This is a genomic window from Acidobacterium sp. FHG110202_01 (assembly GCF_059115305.1).
The window spans coordinates 99,065-115,162 of sequence record NZ_JBZYWJ010000009.1; the positions used below are offsets into that span (position 1 = coordinate 99,065).

Annotated in this window: 11 protein-coding genes; 8 read left to right on the top strand and 3 right to left on the bottom strand. The window is 52.3% G+C overall.

Annotated elements, in window-relative coordinates; all coding sequences use genetic code 11:
• Positions 1-323: 323 nt before the first annotated feature.
• From AC5S16_RS18370 to AC5S16_RS18395, 6 genes are all read left to right on the top strand, one after another.
• Positions 324-3,074, top strand: a complete 2,751-nt coding sequence (locus AC5S16_RS18370; RefSeq protein WP_493931564.1) for an SLBB domain-containing protein — start codon at positions 324-326, stop codon at positions 3,072-3,074.
• An 8-nt stretch (positions 3,075-3,082) separates the two neighbouring features.
• Positions 3,083-4,405, top strand: coding sequence for a GumC family protein (locus AC5S16_RS18375; RefSeq protein WP_493931565.1), 1,323 nt, complete (start codon positions 3,083-3,085; stop codon positions 4,403-4,405).
• Positions 4,402-5,742 carry a lipopolysaccharide biosynthesis protein gene (locus AC5S16_RS18380; RefSeq protein WP_493931566.1) on the top strand — a complete coding sequence of 447 codons (1,341 nt, stop codon included), beginning with the start codon at positions 4,402-4,404 and terminating at the stop codon, positions 5,740-5,742. Before AC5S16_RS18375 ends, AC5S16_RS18380 begins: the two co-directional genes overlap by 4 nt.
• Before the next feature lie 35 nt (positions 5,743-5,777).
• Positions 5,778-6,923, top strand: coding sequence for a glycosyltransferase family 4 protein (locus AC5S16_RS18385; RefSeq protein ID WP_493931782.1), 1,146 nt, complete (start codon positions 5,778-5,780; stop codon positions 6,921-6,923).
• Complete coding sequence (locus AC5S16_RS18390) at positions 6,923-7,837, top strand: WecB/TagA/CpsF family glycosyltransferase (protein WP_493931567.1); 915 nt, start codon at positions 6,923-6,925, stop codon at positions 7,835-7,837. The genes AC5S16_RS18385 and AC5S16_RS18390 overlap by 1 nt, the downstream gene beginning before the upstream one ends.
• Positions 7,838-8,133: 296 nt before the next feature.
• Complete coding sequence (locus AC5S16_RS18395; RefSeq protein ID WP_493931568.1) at positions 8,134-9,678, top strand: cation:proton antiporter; 1,545 nt, start codon at positions 8,134-8,136, stop codon at positions 9,676-9,678.
• Between the two features lie 124 nt (positions 9,679-9,802).
• On the opposite strand, the gene AC5S16_RS18400 is transcribed toward AC5S16_RS18395, so the two are convergent.
• Complete coding sequence (locus tag AC5S16_RS18400) at positions 9,803-10,045, bottom strand: hypothetical protein (RefSeq protein ID WP_493931569.1); 243 nt, start codon at positions 10,043-10,045, stop codon at positions 9,803-9,805.
• 105 nt (positions 10,046-10,150) lie between these two features.
• On the opposite strand from AC5S16_RS18400, the gene AC5S16_RS18405 reads away from it, so the two are divergent.
• Positions 10,151-11,458, top strand: a complete 1,308-nt coding sequence (locus AC5S16_RS18405) for a M23 family metallopeptidase (RefSeq protein WP_493931570.1) — start codon at positions 10,151-10,153, stop codon at positions 11,456-11,458.
• Positions 11,459-11,532: 74 nt separating this feature from the next.
• Here AC5S16_RS18405 and AC5S16_RS18410 read toward each other — a convergent pair whose 3' ends face one another.
• On the bottom strand, positions 11,533-11,670 hold the full coding sequence (locus AC5S16_RS18410) for a hypothetical protein (protein ID WP_493931571.1): 138 nt from the start codon (positions 11,668-11,670) through the stop codon (positions 11,533-11,535).
• A 236-nt stretch (positions 11,671-11,906) separates the two neighbouring features.
• Entirely contained in the window at positions 11,907-12,311 is a 405-nt protein-coding gene (locus AC5S16_RS18415) for a hypothetical protein (protein ID WP_493931572.1), read from the bottom strand.
• A gap of 1,018 nt (positions 12,312-13,329) precedes the next feature.
• Here AC5S16_RS18415 and AC5S16_RS18420 point away from each other — a divergent pair.
• A complete protein-coding gene (locus AC5S16_RS18420) occupies positions 13,330-15,945 on the top strand; it encodes a M14 family metallopeptidase (protein WP_493931573.1) in 2,616 nt (871 codons plus the stop codon).
• Positions 15,946-16,098 lie beyond the last annotated feature (153 nt).

A 16,098-nucleotide genomic window follows, 5' to 3' on the forward strand; every position in this document is an offset into this window, starting at 1 on the left:
GACGAATCTATGACACGCTTCGCGCACTAGTTTTTTAGGTTCATAAACAAGGGACAAAGCGAACCATGCAGCAACTATATGCGTCATTCGATGTGGTCAACAATGTTTACAAGCGAAATTTCTATTCGCTTACGGTCTTGGCAACAATTTGCTGCTTGCTCGCACTTATCTTCTTATCGCCAAACGCTAAAGCGCAGGAATCTCCCTCCTCTTCTCAGACACAGCCCTCGGGAAATGATTCCAACACGGCAATTCAAACATCGACAAGCAACGACACAAGCCTGAACAATCATGGCTCCAATGCATCTAATGACAATCCCCCGATGCATTCGGTCGCTCTTTCCGCAGACCAGATTATTCAGATCCTGCAGCGGAACCCTGATCTTATGGTGGAGCTGAAATCGCAAGTCGCAGATCGTCTTCGAGAGCAAGGGACTGAAATCAGCGCTAACGACATTTCTGACCAGATGCTTTATGACCAGATAGCATCAAACGCCAGCCTGCGTGCCAACATCACAACCTTTCTGCGATCACGCGGATATGTAACCGATGAAGATCTCCAGACTGCACGTTTAGGCATCGGGAGTGACAGCACAAACGATGCCTTGTCTTCCGATCAGCACGCGTTGTCGCAAACAGCAGAAATGGATGCGGAAGGACTCACCGCAAACGGCGACTTACATACTGGGCAAACGATGGCCGATGAGAATGGTCTTGCTCATCCAGCAAACCGTCAGATGACGGATACCCTCACTGGTAAAACTCCTGGAGAGAAACAGCGCGGCAATGAGCAAGTGAATGCATCAACCGATCCGCCAAAAGTACTTAGGCAAGTGACTCCCTACAACCTGCAATCGATGCGAGATCTTTACACGCAGGTCACGGATCGCATGATGACTTTAAAACGATTTGGTTCTGATGTTTTTGAAAATCATAATCGCTCGGCCGCTATGCTTGGCACAGCAGACCGTGGCAATTCGCTTGATGTAGCGTTAGGACCGGACTATGTTGTTGGCCCCGGAGACTCACTCACAATCAGCCTGTGGGGTGGCATTACTCAAAGCTTTACTCGCATCATTGATCGTGAAGGCCGCGTGTTTCTACCCGAAGCAGGTTCACTCCAGGTTGCTGGGCTCTCACTCGAACGCGTGCAAAACCTGGTCAATACGGCACTCAAGCAACAGTTCCGCAATGCCCAGGTTTCCGTCACGGTTTCGCGCCTGCATTCAGTACGTGTTTATGTCGTCGGAGACGTCCAGCGTCCGGGTGGGTATGACATCAGCGCACTTGCAACTCCGGTAAGTGCGCTTTATGCCTCTGGTGGCCCTACGGCAGTTGGCTCGCTGCGAATGCTACGCCACTATCGTGGCCAGCAGCTGGTCGAAGAAATCGACCTCTACGATTTCCTGCTTCATGGAATACGTAACGGAAGTGCACGCTTCGAAAGCGGCGATACTTTGCTAGTACCTCCCGCAGGCCCACAGGTTGCTGTTTTCGGAGCGGTCAAACGTCCGGCCATTTATGAGCTTAAAGCTGGTGGAACAACGCTAAATAAGATGATCAGCGATGCCGGCGGTTTTACCCCTGCAGCTTCACTTAGCCACATCACCATTGAACGTATCGACGCCAACCGTCAACGCGAGACAGTAACGCTTGACATGACAGGCAATCAAGGCCTGGAAGCAGAGCGCGCCGCCGTTTCGAAATTTCAAGTGCAGGATGGAGACCGCATCCACGTGCTGCCAGTACTGCCCTACAGCCAGCGCGCCATCTACCTCACAGGCCATGTTGTGCGTCCAGGCCGTCTGCCTTACACGGACGGAATGCATCTTAGCGACGTGCTTCGCAGTTATCAGGACCTGCTGCCTGAACCCGCTGCTCGTGGCGAGATTATCCGCCTCATTGCACCCGACCTCCATGCAGAAACAATCAACTTCAACGTTCCTGACCTGCTCATTGGAAATACAAATGTCGACCTTCAACCTTTCGACACCATTCGCATCTTTGGCCGATATGAAGCCGACGCTCCGAAGGTTACGATTCGCGGCGAGGTGCTGCGGCCGGGTACTTATCCACTTTCAAAGGGCATGACGGCAGCGCAACTTGTGCGAGCAGCTGGCGGCTTCAAGCGCGATGCACTACTGGAAAATGCCGACATTACTAGTTATGAAGTCATTAACGGTAACCGGATAGCAGCGAGCCTGTCCAGTGTGCGCATTGGTGTTGCTGTCGACAAAAAAGATGTTAGTGCTGATGTCATACTCAAGCCGGGTGATCTCCTCACGGTCTACCAAATTACCGGATGGAGTGATATTGGCCAGTCAATCACGATTGAGGGCCAGGTCAAGTTCCCTGGAAGCTATGGCTTTCAGGAAGGCGAACGCCTTAGCTCTGTCCTGCGTAGAGCAGGTGGTTTTCTGCCGACAGCGTATACCACCGGGGCAATATTGGTCCGCGAGCAGGTGCGCGAACTTGAGCAGAAGAGCCGCGACGAACTTATCCGCCAGATAGAAACAAACTCCACCGCAGCACGGCTTTCTCCCAACATAGGCGCCAGCGATACGACAACAACACTGCAACTTATCAAGGCACAGCAAGAACAGGCTTTGGCAGATCTGAAGAGCCATCCACCCGTTGGGCGTATGGTGATTCACATCACTGCCGACATTGACAGCTGGGCCAATACGCCAGCCGATATTGAACTGCGTCGCGGCGATGTACTGACAATTCCCAAGCGACCCGGCTTTGTGCTCGTGACAGGACAGGTCTATAACGCGACTGCGCTGGCATTTACACCAGGCAAAAACGCAGGCTGGTACCTCTCGCGTGCTGGAGGAACAAATTCGGCTGCAAACCGGAGGGAGATATTCATCATTCGTGCTAACGGTTCGGTGATTGGCCATCGCTCCGGAGGGTTCTTTGATGGCGATGTCCTCGCAACCAAACTTGATCCAGGCGATGTCGTGGTGGTGCCCCAGAAAATTATTGGCTCATCGCTTCTCTGGCGAAATCTGCTGACGACTGCGCAGCTTGCTTCGTCGATCGCTATCACCGCGGCAGTGGCGGCCCTGTAATCGAGAAAATGATGCACACCACGATTTTTACCGATGAGCGCGTCGCGCAGACGGCAGTGAGTGGGCAACCTAGTTGGGCCATCCGCGCCAAAATTCTCTGGAAACACCGCAGAATACTCTCGCGCGTGACGGCGTTTTCATTGATTGGAAGTCTGTGCATCGCATTTGTCATTCCGAAGCAATACAAGTCAGTAACACGCATCATGCCGCCGGATCAACAGGCCGGCTCCGGGGCAATGATGCTCGCGGCCCTGGCGTCGCGCGCAGGAGGGCTTGGAGGATTAGGCGCTCTTGCAGGAAGTCTGCTGGGTGGCCGCACCACAACTGCACTCTTTATCAGCCTGCTGCGAAGCGGCACAGTCAGTGGTCATCTCATTGACCGATTTAATTTGCAGCATGTGTATCACAAGCGCTACAGGATTGATACAGCCAAGCGCCTCGCCCACCTTACAACCATTACGGACGACAAAAAAAGCGGCGTTATCACGATTGAAGTAGAAGACACCAGCCCCGTGCGAGCTCGTGATCTGGCTCAGGGATATCTCGATGAATTAAACAGGCTTGTCACACAGACCAGCACGTCGTCTGCCCACCGCGAACGCGTCTTTATTGAACAACATCTCCAATCTGTCAAGAACGATCTCGAACATGCGCAGCTTGAGTTGAGCGAGTTCTCAAGCAAGAGCAACGCCATTGACATCAAAGAGCAAACTCGCGCAATGGTTGATGCAGGCGCGCGTCTCCAGGGAGAATTGCTCGTCGAACAATCCGGACTTCAATCGCTGCGCCAGATTTATGGCGATGGCAATGTGCGTGTGCGTGAGACAGAAGCGCGCATTGCGTCATTGCAACACGAGCTGAATAAAATGGCCGGCTCATCCACTTCTCTTGAACTGGAAACCGACGAACAGAACAACGAGCCTCCGAATTTGGCCGGTAAAGGCGAACTCTATCCTCCCTTGCGGCAGATTCCAAGACTCGCAGTTCCCTATGCCGATCTTTATCGTCGCGTCAGGGTTCAGGAAACCGTTTTTGAGCTTCTTACGCAGCAATACGAAATGGCACGTATTGACGAAGCAAAGGACATTCCTATTGTCAGCGTCATTGATCCTCCAGGCATTCCTGAAAAAAAATCCTTTCCTCCACGATTGTTGCTGGCTCTTTTACTCACCGCTACTTGTATGACAGGCACGTCAGTAGTGATCCTCCTGCGTGAGCGCTGGTCAATGCTCAACATGGACGACCCGCGCAAATCACTTGCAGTCGAAATATTTTCCGTTCTACAGACTCGAGTCCATTCCATTTTCAGATTCCGGCGAGGTACAGCATGAAGAAACATCTGGCAAATGCTGCCTACGGCATCCTGGACTATGCAATTTATCCACTCGGAATGCTGTTGGCCGCGCCGATCGTATTGCATAAACTTGGCGCTTCTGAATATGGCATATGGACTGTCGCTACTGCAGTTGTCAGTATCGGAGGCATTCTCGCCTCAGGCTTCTGCGATGCAAATATTCAGCGCGTCGCGCGTCTTCGCGGCAGCGGCGAAACCGGCGCCATGGTACACACGGTTCGCAGCATGCTGGGCATCAACCTCGTGCTTGGATTCACGCTCGCGCTCGTGGCATGGCTGGCTGCGCCATATGCCGCAGGGCACATCTCACTTCATCACACAGCACAAATGTGGGAGTGCCTCATCTGTCTCAGGATCGCGAGTGTATTGATCCTGGTACGCGCGATCGAGAGCGTCACCGTCAGCACGCAGCGCGCCTTTGAAGAGTATCGCGGAAATGTGCAAATCAATACATCAGTCCGCGTGCTCACGCTAGCTTCGGCGGCGCTGCTCGCTCTCTCCGGACGAGGGACTGTAAGCATTCTGACAGCTACTGCTGTTTTCCTGACTATTGGCACATTTCTACAGTTCTGCCAGCTTCGCAAATTTCTCGGAGAGATTCCTATAAGGCCTGCATTCCGACCTCATGAAACGCGGGCATTGCTGCGGTTTGGTATTTTCAGCTGGCTGCAGGCGCTGGGCGGCGTCATCTTTAATCATCTGGACCGCGTGCTGCTCGGCATATCTCTTGGGGCGTCTGCCGTCGCTCCCTATGTTCTGTGCGTGCAGTTTTCACAGCCTCTTTCTGGGCTGACGGCTTCAGGGCTTCAATTCCTGTTCCCTCACCTCTCCAAGCGCATGGGAACAGCCGACGATGCAAGTTTGAAGCAGACATTGTTGAAGGCATTCGTTTGCAACCTGCTGCTTGTTCTTTGTGGCGCAAGCTTACTGCTCCTCTTTGGTGACCGTCTGATCCAGATATGGGCAGGCGCCGCAGTAGCGCACCGAGCGACCACCATCCTTCCTTTTGTCGTGATAGGAACATCACTGGTCGGACTGAGCGTCACTGGAACTTATGCCCTGTTGGCGTTTGGCATGTTTCGAACGCTGGCCTGCTTCAACCTTTCTAATAAGGTCGTCATGTTGCTGCTGATGATGTACCTGTTGCGCCATCACGGCCTTGAGGGATTGGCGTTTGCCCGCGTCAGCTATGGAACGCTCGCGCTACTGCCGTATATACCGCTTCTACGAAAACTGGGAATCGGTACTCGGGAACAGGGCCCGAGCTCATCTATCGCAATGCCGTATGAGGTAAGCGGAGGACCTGATCTATGAAAGTCCTTATTTCTGCTGTAGCGTTCTCCACTGAAATGTCCGGAGTGCAGCGCCATGCTTTTAACGTAGTGCGATGCCTTCTTACGCGATCGGAGATTTCAGAGATACACCTGGTGGTTGCTCCGTGGCAATACCACCTCATGAAGTGCTCTGAGCTCGATCGGGACAGCCGATTCAACGTTCACATAGCCACGATGAATAAGAACGCGATCGGCCGGAATCTCTGGCATTACCGGCAACTGCCTTATCTGGCTACTGATCTGCGTGTTGATCTGGTGCATCTTTCATATCCGGTTCCGGTCGATGCAACCGCGCTATCGTGTCCAGTTATTGTGAGCCTGCATGATTTATATCCTTACGAGATCCCACGAAATTTTGGATTTCCGCAGATCATTTTCAACCGTTTGATCCTGCAACAATGCCTACGCAGTGTCAATGCGATTGCCTGTGTTTCCGATACGACCATTCACAGGCTCGAGCAATACACGTCACCTGCCGTGCGCCGTAAGGCAGTCCGTATCTACAACTGCATCGAGGCTCCCGCTTTTAATAATTTGAGCTGCCCCATTCCCGGATGGCGTGAAGAGCCTTTTCTTCTTTGTGTCGCACAGCACCGCCGGAACAAGAATATCCCCTTGCTGCTTCAGGCCTTCCGGCGACTTCTGCTCAATCAAAAAATTGATGAAAAGACGCAACTGGTCATCATCGGCATTGAAGGTCCGGAGAGCCGTCGCATCAGGCAGCTCGTTTTCAACGGCGGTCTTGCACAAAAGGTGCATTTTTTCGAAGGGCTGTCGGAGCCTGAGCTCCAGTGGTGCTACACGCGATGCGAGGCGCTCGTTGCGCCCTCCCGAACTGAAGGATTTGGTCTGCCTGTTGCCGAAGGGCTCATGGCAGGCTGCCGTGTCGTCTGTTCCGATATTTCAGCATTCCGAGAAGTGGGTAATGATCACTGCTACTTTGTGCAGTTAGGTAGAAATGCTGAGATGACACTGGCAGAATCCATTGTCACAGCTCTTCAGTCTCTTGTTAAACAACCAGTCTCTCTTCCGCAATTCTCTCCCAGCGTCATTGCCGAACAGTACATCGGTCTTTATCGCAGACTTATGACGCATGCTTCTGGCATACAACATGCCAGGCTCTCTTCTTTCCAGACAGCTGCAACAGAAAGGCGTCCTTGATGAGGCCAACCAGCCATCGTCCTGTAGCCAATGTCCTCGGCATCGATGTTGATGCTATCGACATGGAGCGCGCACTCAAGCATATCTCTGCAGTATTGCACAGCGGACGTAAGGGATATATCTGCGTTGCCGGTGTTCATGGAGTGATGGAAGCTCAACATTCTGAAGAGGTATTCCAGGCCTATGCGCGTTCAGAAATGACCGTACCTGACGGTATGCCGCTGGTTTGGGTTGGACGCATGCAAGGGCATACCGCGATGCAGCGCGTCACTGGCCCGGACCTGATGCGCGAAGTTTTCCGCCGTAAAGAATTCGCCAATCTTACCCACTATCTCTATGGTGGACGTCCAGGTATCGTGGGCGAGCTACGGGACAAGCTAAAGGAGCAATTCCCATGGGCGAGGATTATCGGCACATATACGCCACCCTTCCGCGATCTCTTAAGTACCGAGCAAGATCAATTTACTGCTGAGATCCGCAAGTTGAAACCTGACATTATTTGGATCGGTATTAGTTGCCCCAGACAGGAGGTATTCATGGCACGCCATCTCTCAAAACTTGAGACGAAGTTGATGTTTGGTGTCGGCGCCGCCTTTGATTACCACACCGGACACATCCGCGATTGCGCCGAATGGGTCAAGAGTGCTGGCATGCAATGGCTGCATAGACTGTTGCAGGATCCACGCCGCTTATGGCGCCGCTATCTCCGCGTTAACCCTGCATTTCTCTGGCGAATTGCATGGCAGCTTTGCGGATTACGGCAATATCCCATGAGGCGGGGAACGAGTACTTCAGAGGCACGGCATTTTCCAGGATTGCCACCTACGCCATACATAAAGTCGAGCATGGCCCGTACCATCGTTAGCAATCGAGATGGATGTATGGAAGGTTACGTTTCAGAACCATACCCTTAGGTATTCTGCAACATGGCGGTGGCCGCATTATGATGCGTCCATTCGGATAGCAAGTCAAGTCTACCGGTAGCGGGAGAAGGAAAGCGGTAAATCGGCATTTCTTAGTAGGCTGCTCCAGGTTACGGTATCCGGCATCCCGCAAGCTAGACGAGGGACTTAAGACATTAAGAACCCCGATCGCTTTTTTGCTTCTGAGATTCCGGCGCCACTTTCTGGCCTCATCGAAGCTCCTGGTAATACAAAGATTGCCTTTCGGAATATCTTTTCGGTCTCGAGCGATGATATAAGACGATTCGATGACATTCTTCGAAAGCCTTCTTCTGCTTTTACTCGTCGCCATCATTCTCCTGCAACTGGCACGTCGTTTGTCATTGCCATATCCTGTAATGCTCGCCGGAGCAGGTGTTGTCGTCGCACTCGTTCCCGGTACGCCAACGATCTCGATTGAGCCTTCAACCTATCTGGCTCTTTTTATCGCCCCTGCTGTTCTGGATGCCGCATACGATTTTCCACCCGGAGCAACCCGGCGCTTTCTGGCGCCACTTATTGCATACGCTGTTGTGGCTGTTGTTCTCACTGCAGGCGTTGTCGCCTGGATCGCCCGCGTTCAACTGGGACTGCCACTTGCTGCGGGTATTGCATTGGGAGCCATTGTGGCTCCTCCGGATGCCGCCGCTGCAGCAGCTATATTAAGGAGATTCCGCCTCCCGCGGAGAACAGGCGCAGTGTTGAAAGGGGAAAGCCTCTTTAATGATGCCACCGCCCTGCTCCTGTTTAACGGTGCGCTGATTGTTCTTGGACGAGGAGGGCTCACTCTCCCAGTCGGTTTACGTCTTGCCTTCGCCCCGCCAGGAGGCCTTCTGCTGGGCATTGTATGTGCCCATGTCGTCATCCGCATCAATCGACTCGTAAGACATACATTGGGAGGCAATCTCCTTCAATTTGTGATCGCGTATCTCTTATGGGTCACCGCGGATCATCTCCACCTCTCTGCCGTGCTTTGTGTGATCGGCTTCGCGATGACAATTGCACGTAATACAGATTCAGCCGACTTCGACGCGCGGATGCGTGTTCAGTCTTACGCAGTATGGAGTTCTGTCGTTTTTACCTTGAATGTATTCGCATTCCTCCTGATGGGCATGCAGGCAAGATCGATCTTGATGAGGACGCAGGGAGCTCACCTGCGCCAATCTCTGGTTTTCGCAGGACTAATAGTCTTAGCGGTCATATGTGTTCGTCTGATGGCTGTTTTTGTTTTCACGCATCTGGAATCCTGGTGGAAAGCTTTCAAGCGAAGGCCTTCATCTGTGACTTCTGGTCAGGCATTCTTTGTTGGTTGGTGCGGCATGCGGGGTTTCGTTACCATGGCTGGCGCTTTTGCCCTGCCAGCTTCGTTCCCTCATCGTGACGCGGTAGTTCTGGCTGCCTTTTCCGTTGTTCTAGGTACCCTTGTGCTTCAGGGGCTCACGCTGGCTCCCATCGTCAGACTCTTAGGCTTAGATCGGACGAATGAGGCGGCAGACGAACTTGCATCTGCTCGCATTGCCCTGGCTCGCGTCGCCCTGGAGAGCATTGCGGACGAGACTGGACCAGAAGCAGAGAATTTGAGGTACCGGCTTCTTCTTAAATTGCAGCTGTGCATTGAATGCACGGATATCTTCCCGCTAGAGCGGCTTCGCGGCCTGGGATTGACTGCCATCCAGGCAGAGCGTACAGCATTAGAAGATTTTCGTAATAAAGATCAGATTGGTCCCGAAGCCTATCTGGACCTACAGGAGCAACTCGATTGGAATGAACTGACTTTAGTCCGAGATCCGGAACGGCAAATTGAGGAGATTTAGATGCTGAAGTCATTTTCCTTTTCACCAGGGCGGCGTCATGGGAGATGATCTTAGCGCGGTAAAAGAAATGGTGCCAGTCACGAGCAAAATGCCTGACACCAAATTAAGTCCGCTATCCACCAACTTATTTTGCAGGTTGTTTGGACTTCCTGATGGCGGCCCACCTTTTCTTAGTGGCTTCGGAGATCCTTTTTCGAGCAGCGGCGGAAAGTACTCGCTTCTTAGCCGATTTGGCTGACACAGAAGCAGGAGTCGGGCGCGTTCCAACAGGTTGAGCATTGGGCAGTCCAGCTAGAAGTGAATCCCGTATTTTGGTAATACGGTCGATCTCTTTATTCAACTCAGCCACTGCGGCTTCTATACTCATTCATTCCTCCATGGCATTGCTGTGGTAAGTTACAAGTCCATTACAGGCTTACAACCATATTCAGTTTCTGATATTAAATGAGTCAATCAGACGCTAAAATAACCCGTGCGCAAAATCTTTCTTATTGTTCTCATTCTTGTAGTTCTCTTGCCTGCCGTTTTTCTCGCTACGCATTCAAAGACACCTGTTATTGACGTACCAACTCCCGTCACGATCCTGGGACAGGAGACTCCGATCACCATACACGTACACGATCAGCGCGGAATTCGAAGACTGGAAGCATTCCTCGAACAGAATAATGTTCGTTATCTAGTCTGGAAGATGAACCAACCCTCGCATCTGGCGGAGAGCACTTGGAACTTTACCGCCGGGGTCAAATCTACGCCGCAGCTCAAAGACGGGAAAGCCAGGTTGATCATTGAAGCCACATCGGATGACTTGCTCCGAAAGACTGGGCGTTGGGAACGTGAAGTTACGGTGGCGACAAAACCACCGGTTGTCAATGCCGATTCTGACCAGCACTATCTTTATCTAGGCATGGCTGATCTTGCCACCTTAAACATCTCTGGAACTTGGACCGAGGCAGGTATCCGTATCGGCGATCAGACCTTTCGCGCGTGGCCTATGCCTAATGGCAAGCCCGGCTACTTTTCACTCTTCGCATTTGCCTGGAACATGCCGCCGAATACCACTCCGATGGCTTACGCATCAAACGGCACTGGAAATGATGTAACCAGCCCTCTCGTCATACAGTTCCCTCAAAAAGAACAACCGAAGTACACTGTTCATGATTTGCAGATCACTGACGCCTTTATTCAGAAGGTGGTCAATGAACTCGATCCAAACGGTTCAGGTGATCCAGTAGCGCGCTTTGTCAGGATTAACAATGAAATGCGGCGCGCTAACAACAAGACACTCTTTGATCTCCGTCTCAAGACTACCGATAAGTTCCTATGGTCGCAGCCCTTTGCGCGGCAATCTCATGCACAGTCAGAGGCTACTTTTGCCGATTTGCGGAATTACATCTACCAGGGAAAGAAGATCGACCAGCAGGTCCATCTCGGTTATGACCTCGCAGTTACCCAGCACGTCGGTGTCGAGGCTTCCAATGATGGCCGCGTTGTCTATGCAGCACCCCTTGGCATCTATGGCAACTGCATCGTGGTCGATCATGGTTATGGTCTGCAAACCCTCTATGGCCATCTGAGTCGCATCGATGTGCATGAAGACGACACGGTGAAACGAGGCCAGGTGATGGGCATCAGTGGCCAAACAGGAATGGCTGGAGGCGACCATATTCACTTCGGCATGCTACTTGATGGTGTCCAGATCGACCCAAAAGAGTGGTGGGATTCTCATTGGATCAAGGATCACATTGCAAAGCGTGTAGATCTGCTGGGATTTCACGACTGAACTAGCATATATCACTGGCAAGGTATCAAGGGGTGATTGGCCTTTTAAAGAGTCGAAGCATACGCTTATCCAGGTCAAGCAAGCAGGATGGAGTTCAGCGGCGACTCCATGCTGCCTGCGCCCGTGTCCACAAATGGCGATGAAAAAGCTGATTTCTCCTGCTCATCGCTGACAAATCGAAGTTTTACCAGACAAGCCGAAGATATCCTCATCGTCCTCCTTAACGACTCAGAGTTCCACCAACGCTTTGCAACAGTAATGCAGTGTCAGCACGTCGTTAAATATTGATCGTTAACGATGATATGAGTCGCTCTCATGGAAAGCAGCGATCAAGAATCAAGGTGCCGCACACCGCATTTTTGACCAACAAGTTCGAGACCAAGTGCGCAGGCTATTCCTAATGGGAAGTGATCTCCCCTATGTCGGAATATTAATCATGAGTCCCCGTTTAGTGTTCTGTTGTAAGGATATCCGCAATGCACCTGGCAAAGTCATCTGGCACCGAGGGAGACAGTTTCTTCACCCAGCGCACAATGTCCTGTTTTTCTGAAGGTGTTGCATAGCCACCCCAGACATCATGGAATGTCAGGCCGGTCTTTTCCTTAGAGTAAAAGAATATGCCCTGCTCCATGTCTTTGGGTGTAGCCCAAATAGCAGTCCAATTTCCAAGTGTAAGTGCCTTATCTATTTGGATCTGGGTTGGCGACTGCCACTTCGTCAGATTGCTGGAAATAGAGCGCGCGTACATCTTCTTTTGCGTGGTTGCCAATACCGTGGATGCGCTTGCACAAGGATCAGCACCGAATGCCGGAATCGAACACATCAACAGAACTAAAGCAACAGTTGTTCGCACGGTGTCTCTTCATCGATTCTGATTACATCTTTTGTGCCCATAATATCAAATAAAGAGCTTTCGACAAGAATAAGCATCCCGGTAGGAGCAGTTTACAGCCAGGCGGCATGCTTCTCATTGCCTGAGTCATCGCGTTCGACGTCATTTTCATCATGAGCATGTTGTCTGACATTCCTGAGTTTGCTGGATGAGAATACCTGGCCGCCCACGCCGCCAGCACTGCTCGCACCTCGCCAATCTGACGCTGCTCGTTGGCACAGTTCTCGAGGTTGTGAAATGTCGTCTTCTTACTCGTTGCAAAGACGGCAGCGCATAGATTCGTCGGGGCCTTGTTAAAATATGCGGTTGCAAACCAGGCATTCTTTCAATGTGATCCAGCGCCGCTGCCACAAGAGAGTCGGTCGCTTCGAAGTTCTTTAGATCGGTTTGATCGATAGTTACAAAGAATTGATTGTCAGGTGTGGGAAGCGATAAGAGTTAGCCGCCCAAGTCGCGATCTGCACAAGAAATGGAATCCTCACAATTCACGAATAATTCTAGTTCTGGGGATTATGCGGAAGCTGACTCAGGAAAATTCTGGCAAGAATACCCCAGCAGACTGACTTAGAAATACCATTCGAAAATTGCTGTTGCACCGAACTTTAGAGGCGGGCTTGACTTTCTTCCGGTATATGATATTTCTTCTAGCAATGAAGCTGACATTTCAATGCGCATTCTCTACACAGCGTCGTGTCGGCACGCGTGCCTTTACTCGATGTCGTTCCTGACATACGGATCCTCCCAAGAAAACTGAATTCATGACCCCTTGTTCTCTGTATCAGCTTCATTGCCGGGATACAGATACTCGGTTACGGGCTTACCTAGATCGCGCTTTCAAGTAGCTCCGGTTATTGAATTCGTATTTTTTCGATCTCAAGACAGCAATCCTGACTGGCCATAAGCCGGTTTGTGTCGCGCATTTTCCTGAAAGTGCTTCGGCTGTCCACTAACTTTGGAGCGGTAGAAGGGTTAGATACGCATGAAAAAGTTGTTTCTTCTTTCTGTCTTTATTGCACAGCTGGCATCCGCAGCTCCCGCCAGTCACATCACTTCTCCGGAAGAAGCTTTCGGATTCAAGCCGGGCACAGACCGCAAGCTGGCTGACTGGAAGCAGCTGACGGCGTACTTCGAAAAGCTCGCATCTGAATCGGACCGTGTTCGCTACGCAGAGGTCGGCAAGACAACTGAGGGCCGTCCGTTTGTCGCAGTAACGATTTCCGATCCGGAGAATCTCGCTCATATCGAACGCTATCAGGAAATCCAGAAAAAGCTTGCAGATCCGCGCACTACGACTCCCGAGGAAGCAAAGCAGCTGATCGCGGAGGGAAAGACAGTTTTAGTTGTTACCTGCAACATTCATTCCACTGAAATTGCCAGCTCGCAGAGCGCAACGGAATTTGCCTACCATCTGGCAACAGGCGATTCCCCCGAAATTCGTTCCATCCTGCACAACGTAATCATCGTGCTCGTGCCGTCGCTCAATCCCGATGGCCAGCAGCTCGTCGTCGACTGGTACAAGAAATACCTTGGCACTCCCTATGAAGGAAGCAGCCCAGTTGTATTGTGGCATCACTACGTGGGCCATGACGACAACCGTGACTGGAGCTCGTTCACGCAGGTGGAAACACGTCTCGCGGTTGAGAAAGTCATCAATCCATGGCATCCGCAAATCCTCTACGACATCCACCAGATGGGATCGAACGGGCCACGCATCTATCTGCCTCCCTGGGTTGATCCCATCGATCCCAATGTCGATCCGCTTCTGGTGGAGTCGATGAATGCTCTGGGAACGAATACCGCTCTTGAGATTGCGCAGACCGGCAAGCAGGGCGTGCTGATTCACGGCGTGTATGATTTCTGGTCGCCGCTGCGCGACTACATTGCTCTGCATAACGGGCTCCGCGTCCTGACGGAATCGGCAAGCGTCAATATCGCCTCGCCCATCAACATTCCATTCGAGAAGCTGGATCGCGGCATCGGCTATGACGCAAAGATGGCCGCATGGAACTTCCCTGATCCATGGAGAGGTGGCCTCTGGCGGCTGAGCGACATTGTCGACTACCAGATTGACGCGTTCTTTTCCATAGCAAACAATGCCGCAACCTATCGCGAACGCTATCTGAAGAACTTCTATCAGATTGGCCTGCACGCGGTGAATCCGCAGTCCGGGCCTTATGCTTACGTAATTCCGGCCGAGCAGACGGATCAGGCGACAACTGCAAGGCTCATCAACATACTCCGCATTGGCGCCGTCGAGGTAGAGAAAGCAGATGCTGACTTCGACGCTGACGGTCAACACTACGGGCGCGGCAGCTACATTGTGCGCTTGGCGCAGCCCTATGGAAACTTTGCCAAAACGCTGCTTGAAATCCAGCATTATCCGAACATTGCGCAGTATCCCGGCGGCCCATTGCAGCGGCCCTACGACGTCACCGCACAGACGCTTCCCTTGCTGTTCGGTGTAAAGGCCGTCGAAGTTCAAAACAAATTCACCGTAGCCGCAAGCGAAGTGAATGACGCTGCACCCGCGGCAGGACATTTTGAAAAAGCCTCCGGCGGACATGGTTACCTGATCGCCGATAACACAAACAGCGGCCTCTATGCCCTGTTCGCACTGTTAAAGGACAACGTCGAGGCCTGGCGTCTGACAGGAAACGGTGTTGATCCGGGAACGATTTATATTCCGCAGCAGAAAGGCATTGACGCGAAACTCGCTGTAGTTGCCGCAAAGTTCCCCATCGATATCCGCCCTTCGTCCACACCGGTTCAGGGCAATGCTCTGCGGGTGCACCTGCCGCGGATCGGCCTCTATCAGAGCTGGATTGCTTCAATGGATGAAGGCTGGACGCGCTGGATCTTAGACCAGAACGGTATTCCCTACACCAGAGTCGTCGACGCGGATGTCCGCAAAGGCAACCTGAATCAGCGCTTCGATGTAATCATCCTGCCAGACAACGCGCCGCGCGCCATCACAAGCGGGCGGGCGGCATTTGGCGGCGAATCTGCAGGCGGTCCGGAAGTTCCGCCGGAATTTCGCGGCGGACTTGGCGAGGATGGGCAGGCTAGCCTGAAGGCATTCACTGAGGCCGGAGGGACAATCGTCACGTTGAACCGCGCCTCTGAAATTTATGCGAACAAAGATTCCGGCGATCTGACCAATGTTCTCGAAGGAGTCAGCAACAAGGACTTCTACATCCCGGGATCTATCCTTCAGATTTCCGTGGACACTACCGATCCGATTGGCTTTGGTTCGACGCCTACCGTTCCTGTCTTCTTTGAGCAGGGGCCGACTTTCAAAGTCACCGGCAACGCACGCTCCATTGCTTCTTATTCAAGCGACAATCCGCTGCTGAGCGGCTGGATCCTGGGCGGCAAATATCTCAACGGCGCATCGGCAATCGCGGAAGAGCCCGCTGGCAAAGGTCGCATCATTCTCTTTGGCTTCCGGCCTCAGTATCGCGCGCAGTCTGAAGTCACATACAAACTGTTCTTTAACGCGCTGCTCTACTCTTCCTCCACACCGGAAGCAATCGGCGCAGCCTCCACACACTCGGCCCGAAAGAAACTCTCCTCGGAGTCAGCTCATGGCCAGTAAACACTTGCAAACCACGACGTACTACGCGCAGGAATTGCCTCTTCGCACTACCGCAATGCTCTTTTCGTGTTGTTGTTGCCGCTCTTCTAACTGAGTTCAGCGGACGGCTATCCCATTTGCCGCATTCGGACTCAGACCCCTCCTCACAATCGG

Bases quoted from the DNA above. Each gene is read 5' to 3' on its own strand.
- AC5S16_RS18385 (WP_493931782.1), top strand. From the start codon at position 5,778: ATGTCCGGAGTGCAGCGCCATGCTTTTAACGTAGTGCGATGCCTTCTT.
- AC5S16_RS18410 (WP_493931571.1), bottom strand. From the start codon at position 11,670: ATGAGGATATCTTCGGCTTGTCTGGTAAAACTTCGATTTGTCAGCGAT.
- AC5S16_RS18370 (WP_493931564.1), top strand. From the start codon at position 324: ATGCATTCGGTCGCTCTTTCCGCAGACCAGATTATTCAGATCCTGCAG.
- AC5S16_RS18395 (WP_493931568.1), top strand. From the start codon at position 8,134: ATGACATTCTTCGAAAGCCTTCTTCTGCTTTTACTCGTCGCCATCATT.
- AC5S16_RS18420 (WP_493931573.1), top strand. From the start codon at position 13,330: ATGAAAAAGTTGTTTCTTCTTTCTGTCTTTATTGCACAGCTGGCATCC.
- AC5S16_RS18375 (WP_493931565.1), top strand. From the start codon at position 3,083: ATGATGCACACCACGATTTTTACCGATGAGCGCGTCGCGCAGACGGCA.
- AC5S16_RS18400 (WP_493931569.1), bottom strand. From the start codon at position 10,045: ATGAGTATAGAAGCCGCAGTGGCTGAGTTGAATAAAGAGATCGACCGT.
- AC5S16_RS18380 (WP_493931566.1), top strand. From the start codon at position 4,402: ATGAAGAAACATCTGGCAAATGCTGCCTACGGCATCCTGGACTATGCA.
- AC5S16_RS18390 (WP_493931567.1), top strand. From the start codon at position 6,923: ATGAGGCCAACCAGCCATCGTCCTGTAGCCAATGTCCTCGGCATCGAT.